The sequence below is a fragment of the Streptomyces viridifaciens genome, assembly GCF_001888885.2.
Lineage (GTDB): Bacteria > Actinomycetota > Actinomycetes > Streptomycetales > Streptomycetaceae > Kitasatospora > Kitasatospora aureofaciens.
The window spans coordinates 1,276,418-1,291,641 of the sequence record NZ_CP090840.1; the positions used below are offsets into that span (position 1 = coordinate 1,276,418).

General features: G+C 70.2%; 10 protein-coding genes. 4 read left to right on the forward strand and 6 right to left on the reverse strand.

Annotated elements, in window-relative coordinates; translation table 11 throughout:
• Window position 1: 1 nt before the first annotated feature.
• Entirely contained in the window at window positions 2-463 is a 462-nt protein-coding gene (locus BOQ63_RS05280) for a hypothetical protein (RefSeq protein ID WP_030557767.1), read from the reverse strand.
• Window positions 464-1,276: 813 nt separating this feature from the next.
• Between BOQ63_RS05280 and BOQ63_RS05285 the strand changes: the two genes are divergently transcribed.
• Entirely contained in the window at window positions 1,277-1,576 is a 300-nt protein-coding gene (locus BOQ63_RS05285) for a YciI family protein (RefSeq protein ID WP_030557768.1), read from the forward strand.
• 82 nt (window positions 1,577-1,658) lie between these two features.
• On the opposite strand, the gene BOQ63_RS05290 is transcribed toward BOQ63_RS05285, so the two are convergent.
• From BOQ63_RS05290 to BOQ63_RS05305, 4 genes are all read right to left on the reverse strand, one after another.
• The gene (locus BOQ63_RS05290; protein ID WP_454130622.1) at window positions 1,659-2,666 is read right to left on the reverse strand and encodes a PP2C family protein-serine/threonine phosphatase; all 1,008 of its coding nucleotides are present in this window, start codon (window positions 2,664-2,666) and stop codon (window positions 1,659-1,661) included.
• Between the two features lie 278 nt (window positions 2,667-2,944).
• Complete coding sequence (locus BOQ63_RS05295) at window positions 2,945-5,524, reverse strand: SpoIIE family protein phosphatase (RefSeq protein WP_063737941.1); 2,580 nt, start codon at window positions 5,522-5,524, stop codon at window positions 2,945-2,947.
• 143 nt (window positions 5,525-5,667) lie between these two features.
• A complete protein-coding gene (gnd, locus tag BOQ63_RS05300; RefSeq protein ID WP_030557771.1) occupies window positions 5,668-7,113 on the reverse strand; it encodes an NADP-dependent phosphogluconate dehydrogenase in 1,446 nt (481 codons plus the stop codon).
• An 83-nt stretch (window positions 7,114-7,196) separates the two neighbouring features.
• Complete coding sequence (locus BOQ63_RS05305; RefSeq protein WP_030557773.1) at window positions 7,197-7,460, reverse strand: co-chaperone GroES; 264 nt, start codon at window positions 7,458-7,460, stop codon at window positions 7,197-7,199.
• 816 nt (window positions 7,461-8,276) lie between these two features.
• On the opposite strand from BOQ63_RS05305, the gene BOQ63_RS05310 reads away from it, so the two are divergent.
• From BOQ63_RS05310 to BOQ63_RS05320, 3 genes are all read left to right on the forward strand, one after another.
• On the forward strand, window positions 8,277-8,672 hold the full coding sequence (locus tag BOQ63_RS05310; protein WP_030598418.1) for an aggregation-promoting factor C-terminal-like domain-containing protein: 396 nt from the start codon (window positions 8,277-8,279) through the stop codon (window positions 8,670-8,672).
• A 336-nt stretch (window positions 8,673-9,008) separates the two neighbouring features.
• Window positions 9,009-11,075: a multicopper oxidase family protein gene (locus tag BOQ63_RS05315; protein ID WP_454130623.1), complete on the forward strand. Its 2,067-nt coding sequence runs from the start codon at window positions 9,009-9,011 to the stop codon at window positions 11,073-11,075.
• Window positions 11,076-11,313: 238 nt separating this feature from the next.
• Window positions 11,314-12,900, forward strand: a complete 1,587-nt coding sequence (locus tag BOQ63_RS05320; protein WP_030556933.1) for a Na+/H+ antiporter — start codon at window positions 11,314-11,316, stop codon at window positions 12,898-12,900.
• 178 nt (window positions 12,901-13,078) lie between these two features.
• Here the strand turns inward: BOQ63_RS05320 and BOQ63_RS05325 are convergent, their stop codons facing one another.
• The gene (locus BOQ63_RS05325; RefSeq protein ID WP_030556937.1) at window positions 13,079-15,178 is read right to left on the reverse strand and encodes a SpoIIE family protein phosphatase; all 2,100 of its coding nucleotides are present in this window, start codon (window positions 15,176-15,178) and stop codon (window positions 13,079-13,081) included.
• Between the last annotated feature and the right edge of the window lie 46 nt (window positions 15,179-15,224).

Consider the following 15,224-nt stretch of genomic DNA (forward strand, 5'->3'; position numbering starts at 1 on the left):
GTCAGCTTCCCAGGGCCCGGAGGTGACCCCGGTTGGCGTTCTCGGTGCCGGTGTAGCCGTTGGCGTTGTCCTGCAGGCTCTGTCCGATGTTGATCAGGTTCCCGCCGAGGGTGAGGAACTGCAGCTCCCAGGTCTGGTGCGCCGTGGTGATCGCACCGCCGATCGCCCAGCCGGTCATCGCCGTCGCCGCGGCGAACATGGCGTTGCCGGCCGGGTTCTGGCAGTCGGCGGTCATCTTGCTGCCCAGCTGGGAGGCGTTCTGCCCGGCGGTCCGCAACGCGTCGGGGTGCACCACCAGTTGCTGCCCGCTCGCGCCGGCGGGCGCCGTCGCGCTCCCGCCGGTGGTGATCGGGGCCGGCGTGCCGGCGAGGTCCGGGAACTGCTTCAGCGCCTCGGGCGTGAGATTCCCGGAGCTGTCGTACATCCACGGATTCAGCTCGCGGTTGAGATCCCGGTCGGCCATGGTCTCGCTCTCCCCCTGCCCCTGTCGGACACCGGGGTCGTCCTGGGAGTACCTGTCACCGGTGCCCGTCCTGTGGACACGGGACGATACCCCGCCGAAGGGCACGTCCACAGCCCCTGGAAGGTAAGGGAATTCCGGAGGTTCGGGGTGCGACTCCCGACGCCGGCGGCGGTCGTGGTCAGCCGGCCCGTCACCGCCCGGCCGGCGGCAGGGATCCTGGCTCCTGCGCACCCGCCGGTACAGCGCAGGTCGGATGCCGTGGGGACAGACGTACGGGCCCCGCGTCCGATGAACGAGGCTGCGGGGCCCGGTACGGTCCACAGGACCAGGCGGGTCCGGCCGTGGTCAGCAGCCGGACCCGCCCCGGACGACCACAACAACGCGCAGATGGTCCTGGAGGAGCGTGAGCGAGAGGTGCAGCGCCTGCAGGCAGGTGTTGCGGAGCGGGAACACCTGCCTGAACAGGCCAAACGCAAACTGCGTGACCCTTCGCCGGAGAGCGACCCAACGGTGAGCTCGTATGCGGCAGAGCCGGTCACGGTGGACAGACCGCAGTCACGATGGTGGCGCCGGAGGTAGAACGTCAGGGGCCCGGCCACCGCCGTTCCCCGGCGAGACGGTCCGCCAGGGCCGTCGGTCCGCCTCCACAGCGCCCGGCGTCTCACCGAAGGTCGACCGCCTCTCCGAAAGGCCGCAGCCTGGTTGACGCTGCCGGTCCGCGACGGCCTGGCGGTGCGGCGATGCTGGTGCGCCAGCGATCCGGGCCGCCGCCTCTGTGTGACCGTACGGTTACCCATCGCTATGATGGCGATCATGTTCATTCTTGAGCTGACCTACACCGCGCCGCTCGACCGCATCGAAGCGGCCCACCCCGAGCACGTTGCCTGGCTCGACTCGCACTACGAATCCGGCGTCTTCATCGCATCGGGCCCCAAGGACCCCCGCGATGGCGCGGTCATCGTGGCGGTCGGTGCCGACCGTGCGCAGATCGAGGACATCGCCAAGGGCGACCCGTACTCGGTGGCGGGGCTGGCCGAGTACACCATCACGAACTTCCGCGCGATGAGGACGTCGCCGGCGCTGGAGGAGTACAGGCACCAACGGCCGGCGTGACGGGACGCTCCGGGTCTCAGCGACTGCTGCTGCCAGGCACGAGCAGGCTGGTGACCTCGGCGATCGCCACGACCTGAACCGGTCACCGCTCCCGGCGGACGGCAAGCAGGGCCGCGTCGTCCGTCAACCCGGAGCCGACGTACGCCCGCACGTCCAGGAGCAGCTCGTCCAGCAGGGCGTCCGGCTCCCCGTGCGGCAGGGCGGCCAGGCGCTGGGCGAGCGGGTAGAACCGGTTCGCGGTGTCACGGGCCTCGGACACGCCATCCGTGTAGAGCAGCAGCAGATCGCGGCGTTCGAAGGCGATCGACCTGGCGTGGTAGTCCCCGCCGACCAGGCCGAGCAGCGCCAGCGGGGGCGCCTCGACGGGCGGCTCCACCGTGCTGACCTGACCGTCATGGCAGAGCAGTGGCGGCGGGTGCCCGCAGTTGACCACGACTGCCGGTCCCGGTGCGTCGGGGATGCTGACCAGAACCGCCGTGACGAACTCCTCGCTCGCCGGACGACGAACGAGCGCCGAGTCCAGCCGTCCGGCCACCTTCGCCAGATCCGGTTCGGCCCGCGCGGCCTCACGGAACACCCCCAGCACGTCGGCCGCGGTCTCCACCGCGGCCAGGCCCTTGCCGCACACGTCGCCGAGGAACAACCGCACCCCGTACGGGGTCGGCATCACCTCGTACAGGTCCCCGCCGATCCGTGCCTCGGCCTCCGCCGCCACATAGCGCACCGCGACCACCAGCGGCCCCATCCGCCGGGGCACCAGGCGCAGCAGGGCGCGCTGCGCGGCCTCGGCGACCGTGCGGACCCTGGCCAGCTCCCGCTCCTGGGCCGTCACCACCACGACGTTGGCGCAGCTGAAGAAGGTGACCACGACCACTGTGGCCGCTGCGGTCGCCATCACGACCGCGGGCACGTCGGCGTCGTAGGCCGCCAGGCCGACGACGATCGCGCAGGCGACCGCCCCGGCCGCCAGCGGGACCGAGGCCCGGCGGACGCCCACACCGGCCAGTACGGGGAGGGCGGCGAGCATCGGGGCGAAGGTGACATCGGGCCCGCTGGCGAGATCCAGCGCCACCGCGACCGCGACCAGCACATAGCCACCGATCGTGACCCCGTGCGACCACCTGGCCAGGAACCGCGGCGAACGCCACGCCCTCGTTCTCGGGACATCGGCCACCGGACTGCCCTTCTGTCCTGCTCCTCCCCACAGCTGCGTCGGTTCCCCCATTCCACAGTTAAGCGCCTCTCCTCTCCTGGATCGACCGGTAGTGCCACATCGACACCCCGGGCCGCCCGATGCGGCCCGTGCGGAGCTGGACGAGTGCGACGTACGTGGCGCGTGGACGCGGTGCCGGCGCAAGGCCGCGGTCGTCAGCCCTCGGAGGGCAGTGCCTGCTCGGTCCAGATGGTCTTGCCGTCCTCGGTGTAGCGGGTGCCCCAGCGCTCGGTGAGCTGGGCGATGATGTACAGGCCGCGCCCGCCCTCGTCGTCCCGGGCGGCCTGGCGCAGGTGCGGCGAGGTGTGGCCGGTGTCGGAGACCTCGCAGATCAGGCTGCGGTCCCGGATCAGCCGGACCCGGACCGGCCCGGGGGCGTACCGGATCGTGTTGGTGACCAGCTCGCTGACGATCAGCTCGGTGGTGAACACGAGCTCCGCCAGGCCCCATTCGTTCAGCCGCCCGGTGACCAGGCGCCGCGCCTGGGCGACCGCCGCCGGGTCGGGCGCCAGCTCCCAGTCGGTGACCTGCCCCGCGTCGAGCCGGCGGGTGCGCACCAGCAGCAGGACGGCATCGTCGTCCACCGGCCCGGGCAGCAGGGTCGCCAGCGCCTCGTCGCACAGGCTCTCCAGCGGCCGGTGGAACCCGGCCAGCGTCTCGGCGAGCCCGCGCCGACCGTCGACGGCCTCCACCAGGCCGTCCGTGTACAGGGCGATCAGGCTGCCGGCCGGCAGGTCCAGCGCGGCGCGCTGGAACGGCGGGCCACCCAGCCCCAGCGGCCGCCCGGCCGGCAGCTCCGCGTAGCGGACGCCGCCCGCCGGGTCGGCCACGACGGGCGGCGCGTGGCCCGCCCGGGCCAGGCTGCACCGGCCGTCGACCGGGTCGTACACCGCGTACAAGCAGGTCACGCCGCCGCGCGGGCTGTCCGGGCCGCCCTCCTCGCGCACCACGTCGTCCAGGCGGGCGAGCAGCTCCTCCGGATCCAGGTCCAGCCGGGCCAGCACCCGGACGCCGACCCGCAGCCGGCCCATCGCGGCGGCGGCCCGCAGGCCGTGGCCGAGCACCTCGCCGACCACCAGGCCGACCCGGCTACCGGACAGCGGGATGACGTCGTACCAGTCCCCGCCCACCCCGGAGCGGGTGTCGGCCGGCAGGTAGCGGCTGGCCGACTCGACCGCGCTCAGCGCCGGCAGCCGATGCGGCAGCAGGCTGCGTTGCAGCCGCAGCGCCGCGGTGTGCTCCCGGGTGACCACCGGCATCAGCGCCACGCCGACCAGCAGCGCGCCCAGCCCCAGTACGGTCACCCCGCCGACCCGGCCGAGCAGCGGCAGCCGCACGGAGGTCGCGCCGTAGTCGGGGGCGGCGTAGACGTTGAAGGCGGCGTAGCAGAACAGGAACAGCATGATCAGCCCGCCGATCCCGGGCAGCACGCCCTTGAACAGCAGGTCCCGGCGACTGCGGGTGAGCACCCGGCGGTAGTACCAGACGCAGGCGAAGCCGGTCAGGCCGTAGTAGAAGGCGATCGCCAGGCCCACCGAGCCGATGGAGTCGGCCAGCACGTTATGGCTGACCGAGGTGAGCACCACCAGGAAGGCGATCGACACCAGCCCCATGCCGACGGTCGACCAGGTCGGGGTCAGGAACCGGCGGTGCAGCCGGGCGAAGCCGGCCGGCACGGTCTTGTGCGCGGCCATCGAGAAGACGGTGCGGGCGGACGGCAGGATGGTGGTCTGGGTGGAGGCGACCGCCGAGATCAGCACCATCAGGATCAGCAGTTTGGTGAGCGCGTGGCCGAGCCCGCCGGTGCCGAACACCGCCCCGCCCAGGCCGGAGAGCACGTCTCCGGAGTTGTCCGGGTTGGCCAGCCCGATGCCCGTGGTACCGACCCCGGCGAAGGCCTGCGCCGAGGTGGCGACCAGACCGTAGATGACCAGCAGCAGCACGGTGGACAGCACGGCGGCCCGCCCGGGGGTGTGCCGGCTGTCCGCGGTCTCCTCGTTGACGGTGAGCGCGGTGTCCCACCCCCAGTAGATGAACACCGCGGCGAGCACCCCGCTGGTCAGCGCCTGAGGAGAGGGGATGTTCAGCGGATTGAACCAGGAGGCGGAGACGTGCGTCGCGGTCGGCGGGCCGCCGGTGTAGACCCTGACCAGGGCGGTGACGGCGAGCAGCAGCAGGACCGCGACCTCGAGGCAGAGCAGCCAGCGCTGCATGGCCGCCGACACCTCGATGCCCACGTAGCAGACCGCCGTCATCAGGGCGATCCAGACCATCCCGGCCACGGTGGTCCACACCCGGCTGGTCGCCAGCGACTCCAGCCCGACCAGCCGGAAGCCGTAGATGCCGGCGATCTCGGCCAGGTTCGCCATCACGATCACGTCGGCGGCGATCAGTCCCCAGCCGCCCATCCAGCCGGCCCGCGGGCCGAACGCGCGGGTGGCCCAGGTGAAGGTCGTCCCGCAGTCGGCGTCGACGGCGTTCAGCTCCCGGTAGGCGTACGCGATCAGCAGCATCGGCACGAACGCCAACATCGTGATGATGGGGGCCTGCAGTCCCACCCCGGCCACGATCACTCCGAGCGTGGCCGCCAGGCTGTACGCCGGCGCGGTCGAGGAGATCCCGATCGCCACCGACGAGAACAGCCCCAGGGCGCCCGACCTGAGCCCCTTCTCACCGGCGCCGGGCCCGGGTGCGAGCGGCGTGGCGAACTCGGTGGGGCTAGGGGAGCTCTTCACACCAGTTACAACTCCGCGTCTCGCGGCTGCAAGCCTTGCGATCACCATTCTCCCCGCCCGCCGGAAGGGCCGCCAGACGGGCCCGCCCCCAGCGACCGGGCGTGATCCGGAAGACCTGCCGGCCGATGAGGAGCAGGGGTGTATCAGCGCTGTTCCTCCGGGCGCCCCTCGACCTCCCAGCGGGTGTGGAAGGTCCCGTCCCGGTCGACCCGGCGGTAGGTGTGTGCGCCGAAGAAGTCCCGCTGTCCCTGCACCAGTGCGGCCGGAAGACGCTCCGCCCGCAGGCTGTCGTAGTAGGCGAGCGCGGTTGCGAAGCCGGGGGCGGGCACCCCCAGTTGGGCCGCCACCGAGACGACCCGTCGCCAAGCCGACTGCGCGGAGCCGAGCGCCTCCAGGAAGTGCGCGTCGGTCAGCAGCGTGGGACGCTCCCGCTCCGCCTCGTACGCAGCCCGGATCCGGTCCAGGAACCGAGCCCTGATGATGCAACCGCCGCGCCAGATCGCGGCCATCTCACCGGGGTCGATATGCCAGGAGTACTCCACGCTGCCCGCCTGGATCTGGTCGAAGCCCTGGGCGTAGGCCACCATCTTGGAGGCGTAGAGGGCCTGCTCGACGTCGTCCGCGAACCGGTCCGCCGCCGCACTGTCGAGCCACGTCTCGGTGGGGCCGGGCAGCCCCCGTCCGGCCTGCCGGAGCGGCACGCTGCCGGACAGCGCCCGGGCGAAGACCGCCTCGGCGATCCCGCTCACGGGCACGCCGAGCTCCAGCGCGCTCTGGACCGTCCAGCGGCCGGTGCCCTTCTGCTCGGCCTGGTCCAGCGCGACGTCGACGAAGGGCTTCCCGGTCGCCGCATCGGTGTGGGCGAGGATCTCGGCGGTGATCTCGATCAGGTAGGACTCCAGGCGCCCGGCGTTCCAGGTCCGGAAGACCTCGGCGATTGCGTCGGGCTGCAGTCCCGCTCCGTGCCGCAGCAGGTCGTACGCCTCGGCGATGAGCTGCATGTCTGCGTATTCGATCCCATTGTGGACCATCTTGACGAAGTGTCCGGCGCCGTCCGGTCCGACATGGGTGCAGCAGGGCTTGCCGTCGACCTTGGCCGCGATGTCCTCCAGCAACGGCCCCAGGAGCCGGTAGGCCTCCGGTGTGCCGCCGGGCATGATGCTCGGCCCCTCCAGCGCGCCCTGCTCGCCACCGGAGATCCCGCTGCCCACGAAGTGCAGTCCGCGTTCCCGCAGGGCCGCCTCCCGCCTCCTGGTGTCGAGGAAGTGCGCGTTCCCGCCGTCCACCAGCACGTCGCCCTCGTCGAGCAGCGGCACCAGCTCGTCGATGACCGCGTCGGTCGGCGCCCCGGCCTTGACCATGATCACGATCAGACGGGGGCGTTCCAGGGCCGCGACGAACTCCTCCGTGGTCCCCGCGGCCACGAACTCGCCCTCGTGCCCGAACTCCTCCAGCAGCGCCGTGGTCCGCGCCTGCGTGCGGTTGTGCACAGCCACGCGGTATCCGTGGCGGGCGAAGTTCCTGGCCAGGTTGCGGCCCATCACGGCTAGTCCGGTGACGCCGATCCGGGCAGGCGACTGCTCGGTCATGGCGGGCATCTCCAAAGGTCTCGGGGGCCTGGGGCTGTCGGGATCGAAGACGTCGGGTGCCGGGTACGCCCGTCGCCCTGTCCCTACTCCGCGGAGAGTGCGAGGACCTCGTCTTCGGGAAGCTCGACGTACGCCTGCCCCTCCACCTCGATATCCGATCCGGCGAAGCTGTTGAAGAGGATCTTCTCGCCGACCTTGACGTCCACCGGGTGCGGCTTGCCGCTCTCGAGCTGTCGGCCGGGCCCTACCGCCACCACCTCACCCTTCCGCCTCGCCGGGTCCTGCGGGGTCGAGCCCCCGATCGGCTTGACGATCAGGTGATCGTGCTTCGGGTGGAAGTCGGGCATGGCATGGTCCTCTCACGTAGGCACCCGCAGCGCAGCCGGGGTGGTCCCCCACACATCGATTCTGCTGAGGTTCGAGGTTTCCGCACCCGGACGGCAGCGGGGCACGGGGGAGCGGGACCCGTCCCGAGCGCGGGCCAGGAGCAGGGCCGGCGCTGCCGATCCGCGTCCGCATCACCGGTCGCTCGGAGTCCGTGCGGTGTGGCGGCCCTGTTGCCCGTCCGCCATCGCGGTCCCGTGCTCCTCGCCCGGCCGCTGCGGATGGCGGGGCGGGGGAGTTGCCGGGCGAGGTGTACTCCGTTCGGGTTTGGCTCGGCGATCCATACGGGCTCTGATCACGCCGACAGGGTGGGCGATTCACGTATCCGAGTGTGACGTGGGACTCAGGTCCGGGAAGATCGTCTGCACTCGGAGCAGCGGCGGCGATGCGGTCCGCGACCGACAAATCGGACAAACCTCGACATATGGAGTGAGCCCACTCACGCCGAAAAAGGTCCACGACGGGCGATAGTGGTCGCTCCCGGCGCCGCCCGCTACCCAGATCGCGACATTTGCCCAGCTCAGCATCGTGGCGACCGCGCAACCCGCCCGTGCGCGTCGAGGTCGGCCAATCCCCGAATACGACGGCGGATCGTAACAGGGGGGTCTTGTCGGCGGCCGATCCCACCTGGCAACAATTGCTGCATCGCCACACCGGCTCCTGTCTCGCCGGTGAACGGCCTACTGCCGAGTCACGCCCCGTGACCGTCATGGCCCCTGTCCGGCCACGGTCCAGGACGGGACGCGACTCGGCCCAACCCGATTGAGGTCTTGCTCTACATGCCCGCTTTCAAGCTCCGTATGCGTACCTCCGCCGCGATCCTGGCCGGCGCCGCCGGTGTGACCGCCCTGGGCGCCGCCGTGGTCCCCGCCGTCGCCTCGGCCGCGGACGCCTCCCCGCAGGCCGTCGCCGCCCGGATCGTCCCCGCGGACCAGCTGGCCTCCTTCAGCCAGGTCGTGTCGCACGAGTCGGGATGGAACGTGACGGCGACCAACCCGAGCTCGGGTTCGTACGGGCTGGGCCAGGCCCTGCCGGCCTCCAAGATGGCCTCGGCGGGCGCGGACTGGAAGACCAACCCCGCCACCCAGATCAAGTGGACGCTGGACTACATGAACACCCGCTACGGCAGCCCCAACGCCGCCTGGGCGTTCTGGCAGACCCACCACTGGTACTGAGCCACCCCTCGGCCGCCGGCACCGCGGCCGAGACCTTGACCACCCTCCCCCTCACCCCGGGGGCCGGACAGGGACCACTGGGATGACCCGAGAGGGCCCGCGCCCGCGCGATCCGCGTGGCACGGGCCCTCTCGTGGTCGTGTAGGCCCTTCGAGTGGATCCTGAGCGGTTGGGGTCGAGCCGGGCCTGGGCGATCTCGGCGACCGATCGGCTTCGATCGCTGGAAGGAAGATCTGCCACTGTAGTAATAGTCCAATGATCCGACTTTGAGGGGTGGGGCATGTCGACCGGCAGAAATAACGCCCGCGCCCCATGTCGTGCGCATACCATTCGACGGTGATCAAGGATACCGATCCTCTGGAGAATTCGCAGGCTGCTGATGTCGCCGAGAGTTCTCTGTCGAGTCGACGCGATCTGCTCAGAACCACGGTTGCGGCAGTCGGTGCCGTAGGTTTCGCCGGCGCACTTGCGGACGGGCATGCCTACGCCGTCAATTCTCCGTCCGGGCCGGGTGCTCTTCGAAACGGTCGGCGCCACCCGCATCCTTCACGGCCGCCGGGAGGCGCGCTCGATCCGTCATCCGTACCCAAGTACAGAACGCCACTCTTTCTTCTCGAGGCAATGCCCAGCGAGGGCCGGGACTCCTACCGCATCGCGATCCGTCAGTTCCGACAGCAAATGCTGCCGCTCGGGATGCCGGCCACCACGGTCTGGGGTTACGGGGCTGTGGGCCACCCGCAATCGTTTCATACGCCGGGCCCGACCATTGAAGCCCGTGTGGATCGGCCGATCTCCGTGACATGGGTCAACGACCTCGTCACCTCGCGCGGCTTCCACCTGCCCCATCTATGCGCTGTGGATCCCACATTGCATTGGGCGAATCCTCCTGGCGGAATGGCCGGACGTGATTCGCGGCCCACCTTCTCGACCACTCCGGGGCCGTACACGGGACCAGTCCCCATCGTGACCCATCTGCACGGTGGGTACAGCCGAGAAGAGAGTGACGGATACCCCGAAGCCTGGTACCTGCCGGCATCTCGTGATATTCCTCGTGACTATGCTCGCGTAGGTACCTATTACGATCGGTTCGCCGAGCAGTTCCGTGACCGTTACGGCGTCCGCTGGCGCCCCGGGTCGGCAACGTTCGCGTACGGCAATGATCAGCGTCCCGCAACTCTCTGGTACCACGATCACACCCTGGGCATGACTCGGGTGAATGTCTACGCGGGCCTTGCCGGTTTCTACCTGTTGCGAGGTGGACCTGCTGATCTCCCCCTGGGAGTGCTTCCTGGGTCGGCATCGGCTCGGGACGGGGCACACGGTGCCCACCCCTACGAAATCCCCCTGGTGGTTCAGGACAAGTCCTTCAACTCGGACGGGTCGGTGTTCTTCCCCAGCAGTCGCGGAGACTTCGGGGACACCCCGCCGGACGGTCCATGGATCCCCTACACCGATATTTCGCCCATCTGGAACCCGGAGTTCTTCGGGACCACGATGGTCGTCAACGGGAACACCTGGCCGGTCCTCAACGTGGAACCGCGGCGGTACCGCCTGCGCATCCTCAACGCGAGCAACGCCCGTACTCTCATCTTGAAGATCGTGGCTGACGCCACTGCCCCCCGCCCGGTCAGCCCTGAATTGCCCATCTGGCAGATCGGGAACGACCAGGGATTCCTGCCAGCCCCGATCCGGTTGGATCAACTCCTCTTGGCCCCCGCAGAGCGTGCCGACGTGGTGGTCGACTTCACCGGCACCCCAGTTGGCACCGGGCTCTACCTGATCAACGAAGGCCCGGACGAGGCGTACAGCGGCGGAACGCCGGTGACCGACTTCACGCCGGCGAATATCACGACCACAGGGCAGGTCATGAAATTCGCTGTCGTTTCCCTCGCCTCCACCGACACCAGTGTCCCGCCGTCGCAGATCGTGCTCCCTCCGGTGCCGGCGCTTCCCGAGAGCCGGACGGTCCGGAAGCTGTCACTCAACGAAGAGGACTCCGCGTACTTCACCGGCGCGCCCACGATGGACACACTCGGCACAGTCGCGCCAAGTGGCTCAGCCACCCCGCTCCTCTGGTCGGACCCGGTTACCGAGACGCCGGTGAAGGGCGACACCGAGATCTGGGAACTGTACAACTTCACCAGCGACGCCCACCCCATCCACATCCATCAGATCGGATTCCAGGTCCTCGGCCGCCGGGCAATCACGGGCGGCGAACTGTCACCCCCACAGCCGGGGGAAGCCGGATACAAGGACACCGTGATCGCATTGCCAAGCTATGTCACCCGAGTCAAGGTTCGGTTTGGCATTGCGGGACGGTACGTCTGGCACTGTCACATTGTGGACCATGAGGACAATGAAATGATGCGGCCGTTGCAAGTACTTGATCAGCGCAGCCCTTGAGGTCTTTTCAGCGGTGATCACTCGGCGGCGGCTCGGTCGCCCCCGCCCCCACTGCTTGGCGATTGCCGGCCGGCATCGACCCGGCCTCGCTCGGCGCCCTTCGCGCGGCCCAGGACGCCGCCCGCGCCTCCGCACGCGAGGCCGCCGTTGGCGGTGGGCTGGCGTCCGTAATCCGGTTACGTTGGTAGAGCACCTGGTCAAAGGGGGGTAACAAGCCGTAACCCACCGGGGACGCTGCATGACTGGCCTGACCGTCATCCTGCTGCTCGTGGTCCTGGCCACGGCAGTGGCGACCGGTGCCCGGCGCTGGCGCCTGCCCGCTCCCTCGCTCCTCGTCATCGCCGGTCTGGTCGCCGGGCTCATACCTTGGGTTCCCGAGGTCCGCCTGCCGCCTCACGTGATCAGCGTGTTGGTGCTGCCGCCACTGCTCTACGCCTCGGCCGGGGAAATCTCTGTCCGCGACCTGCGCAGCGTGTGGCGGCCCGTGACCGGCCTGGTCTTCGGTCTGGTCCTGGCCTCGGCCGTCGCCGTCGGGTACGTCGCCCGAGCGATCACCCCGCTCACCACCGCGACCGCGTTCATCCTCGGCGCCGTCCTGGCCAGCACCGACCCCGTGGCCGTTACCGCACTCGGCCGCCGCCTGTCCCTCCCACCGCGTGTGCAGGCCATGGTGCAGGCGGAAAGCCTGTTCAACGACGCCACGTCGCTGGTCCTGTACAAGGTCGCCGTGGCGACTGCGGTTTCCGGCAGCGCCATCACCGTGTCCGGGACCATCGAGCAGTTCCTGATCCTCGCGGGCGGAGGAGCCCTCATCGGCGCGGCGGTCGCCGCAGTGGTGACCCTCATCCGCAGACGGACCGAGGACCCCGTGCTGGAGACCGTCATCGCTCTGGTCACTCCGTACGCCTCGTACGTCATCGCGGAGGACTCGCACGCCTCCGGCGTGACCGCCGTCATCGTGGCCGGGGTCGTCCTCGGCAGCACCGGCCACAAGCTCAGCAACGCCCCCGTCCGTCTCCAGATCCACGCCGTCTACGACACCGTGACCTTCCTGCTGGAGAGCGTCGTCTTCGCCCTCATCGGTCTCGAGCTCCCCTCCGCCGTCCGTCACCTCACGCACGACGAGCACGGCTGGCCGCTGTGGGTGCCGGTGATCGCCTTCACCGTGCTGGCGATCCGCCTGCTGTGGATCTTCCCGCTGTCCGCCCTGATCCACTACCGGCACAAGGAGGGCGACAGCCGCCTCTCCTGGCGCGTTCCGGCCGTCCTGTCCTGGGCGGGCACCCGAGGCGTCATGCCGCTGGCCGCCGCGCTCTCCATCCCCCTGGTCACCAACACGGGGGCACCGCTGCCGCACCGGGCGCTCATCCTCACGCTCACCACCGGGACCGTCGCGCTCACCGTCATCGTCCAGGGCTTCACCCTCGCTCCTGTCGTCCGCCGCTCGGGCATCGCCCTGGAACCGGAGCACACCGCCCGCGAGGAGGCCCGGACCCGCCGACGCATCGCCCACACCGCTCTCGAAGAGCTCAAACAACTCGGCGATCTGGATGAGCTCGCCGAACTGGGCACCGCCGCCGAGACCGCCCTCAAACAGGCGCGTCGCGATCTGGAAGCGCGCATCCACCAAGCGGAAGACGCCCACTACAGCGACCCGGACGCCCGTCCCGCCGACGCCTACCGCGAGATACGCCGGACACTCATCGGCATCGAGGAGGCCGAGCTCCAGCGCCTCTACGAAGCGAACATGATCAGCAACACCACCCGGCGCCGGATCCAGCGCGAACTCGACCTCGAGGAAGCCAGCCTCCGTGCCCGCGACTGACGGGACTGTGCTGCACAGGCGGTGCCCGCATCCGGATCGGGCGGAGCTTCAACACGCGGCTCCACCCTTTGTGGAGGACGCCACGGATCGGTGGATCGGCGGGACTGGCGCCCAGCCCACGGTCGAGGACGCGCACCCCGCGGACTCGCTGGACCGCGCGCGGGCACCGACGCGGTGATCAACTGCGCAGGAGTAGGAGGGCGGTGTCGTCGCCCTGGTTGCCGGACGGGTGGGCTCGGTCGAGGAGCGCGTCGGCGATGCCGTCGAGGGTGTGGCCGGCGTGTGAGAGGGCCGTCACGAGTTCGGTGATGTTGGTGTCGTGGTCGGTGCCGGGGGTTTCGATGAGTCCGTCGGTGTACAGGGCGAGGACGGTGGCGGGGGGCAGGGCGACTTCGGTGGTGGGGTAGGACGCTGCGGGGTCCACGCCCAGCAGGGGCCCTGGCGGTACGTCGAGGATCTCGGTGTGCAGGTCGGGGCGGCGCAGCAGGGGCGGGTGGTGTCCGGCGGTGGCCAGCCGGGTGCTGTGGTGGGCGAGGTCGAGATGCGCGTACAGGCAGCTGGTGAGCAGGTCGGGGTCGAGGTCGGTCAGTAGTCGGTTGGTGCGGGCGAGGACCTCGCCGGGGGTGGCGCCTGCGATGGCGTAGGCGTGGACCGCGGTGCGGACCTGCCCCATCAGTCCGGCGGCGCTGACGTTGTGGCCTTGGACATCGCCGATGACCGCGGCGGCCTCGGTGGTCGTCAGGCGGATGAGGTCGTAGAAGTCGCCGCCGATGTCCACGCCGTGGCTGGCGGGCAGGTAGCGCGCGGCCACGTCGAGGCCGGGGATCTTCGGCAGGGTGTGGGGCAGCAGGCGCGCCTGGAGTCCGTGGGCGAGCTGGTGTTCGGCGTCGTACTGCCGTGCTCGGCCGAGGGCTTGTGCTATCAGGGCGCCGAGGGAGGTGAGGAGGGTGCGCTCGTCGGAGGTGAAGGGGTGCGGCTGCTGGTAGCCGAGCACGCAGGTCCCGATGGGGTGCCCGGAGACGATCAGCGGCAGGAACGCCCACGCGGCCATGCCGCCGTCGATGGCTGGGCTTGCTGGGTAGGCCGCGTGGAATTCGTCCCGGGTGGGGAAGAAGGACGGGACCCCGGCGGTCAGACCCAGCACGCTTGGGGTGTTCGCCGTCAAGGGCGTGTGGTTGAGGGAGTCCAGCAACTCGGGGGCGAAGCCGCAGTGGCCGACGACGTGGACCCGTCCGGCCTCGGGGACCAGCAGCAGGAAGCCCTGAGCGCGGAAGGGGACCATGAGGTGGTCCGCCACCAGGTCGACGATGTCGCGGACGGTCGCCGCTTCCGCCAGGGTGCCGGCCAGGCGTACCAGATGACGCATCGCGTCCAAACGGTCCGGCCCGGCGCCGCCATCAGTCGGTGCCGTCGCGGGGGGCGCGTTGTCGGTTGCGCTGATGCGCACGCTGAGGCCAGTGCGGTCAGGGTAGAGCTGGAACAGCAGGCGCCTGTCGGGTGGCCGTACCGCTGTGAACGAGGTCGGCAGTTGGCTGATGGCCGCGTCCTGAAGCCGATGCTCGTAGGCCGGATCATCCAGCCACGGCAGCGCCTCCCGCAGCCGGGTGCCGAGCAGGTGCGGGATGCTGGCGCCCAGCAGGTCGGCGGCGGTGGGGTCGACGAAGGTGATCCTCCCATTCGGGTCGAGGGAGCACGCGCCGTCAGGCAGGCGAGAGAGGAACGCGGCCGGGGGGTTGGCCGAGGCGGGGTTTGTCAAGGTGATGAACCGGGGCTCGGGTGCGGGGCGGAGGGGGTGTCCAGCGTCGGCGGCATCGTGCAGCACCTGCGCGATGCGGTCGCTGGCAGCGGTGAGCGTGCGGCGCTCGCAGGCGCTGAGCTCAGGCGACCGCTCAGGGGGCATCAGTACCGCAAGTGCGCCCCAGGCAGTGTGCCCGCTGGCGATCGGGACGATGGCGTGGGCCCGCGGGTACGGTAGGAACAGGGCGACGTGCGGATAGCGGCGTGCCAGGTCTTCGCTGGAGCTGATCCACACCAGGTGGCGTTCGCGCACCGCTTCAAGCACCGGATCCGGTGTCGCGGTGGCCAGCCGCATGTGCCGCAGCGGGCTGAAGAACTCCGGGGGAATCCCGGCCGTCACCTCAAGGCTCAGCACCTCGCCGCCGCGCTCCAGCAGCACGATCGCCCCTGAAGACGCGCCGAGGCTCCCCACCGCCCCGGTGAGCGTCTGGTCCAGTAGATCCTGGACGCCACCTTGTTCCAGGTCCTCGCCATCCGCCATGGCGGTATCCACTTCGCGAAGAAGACCGCGTGCATCTCCATGCTAT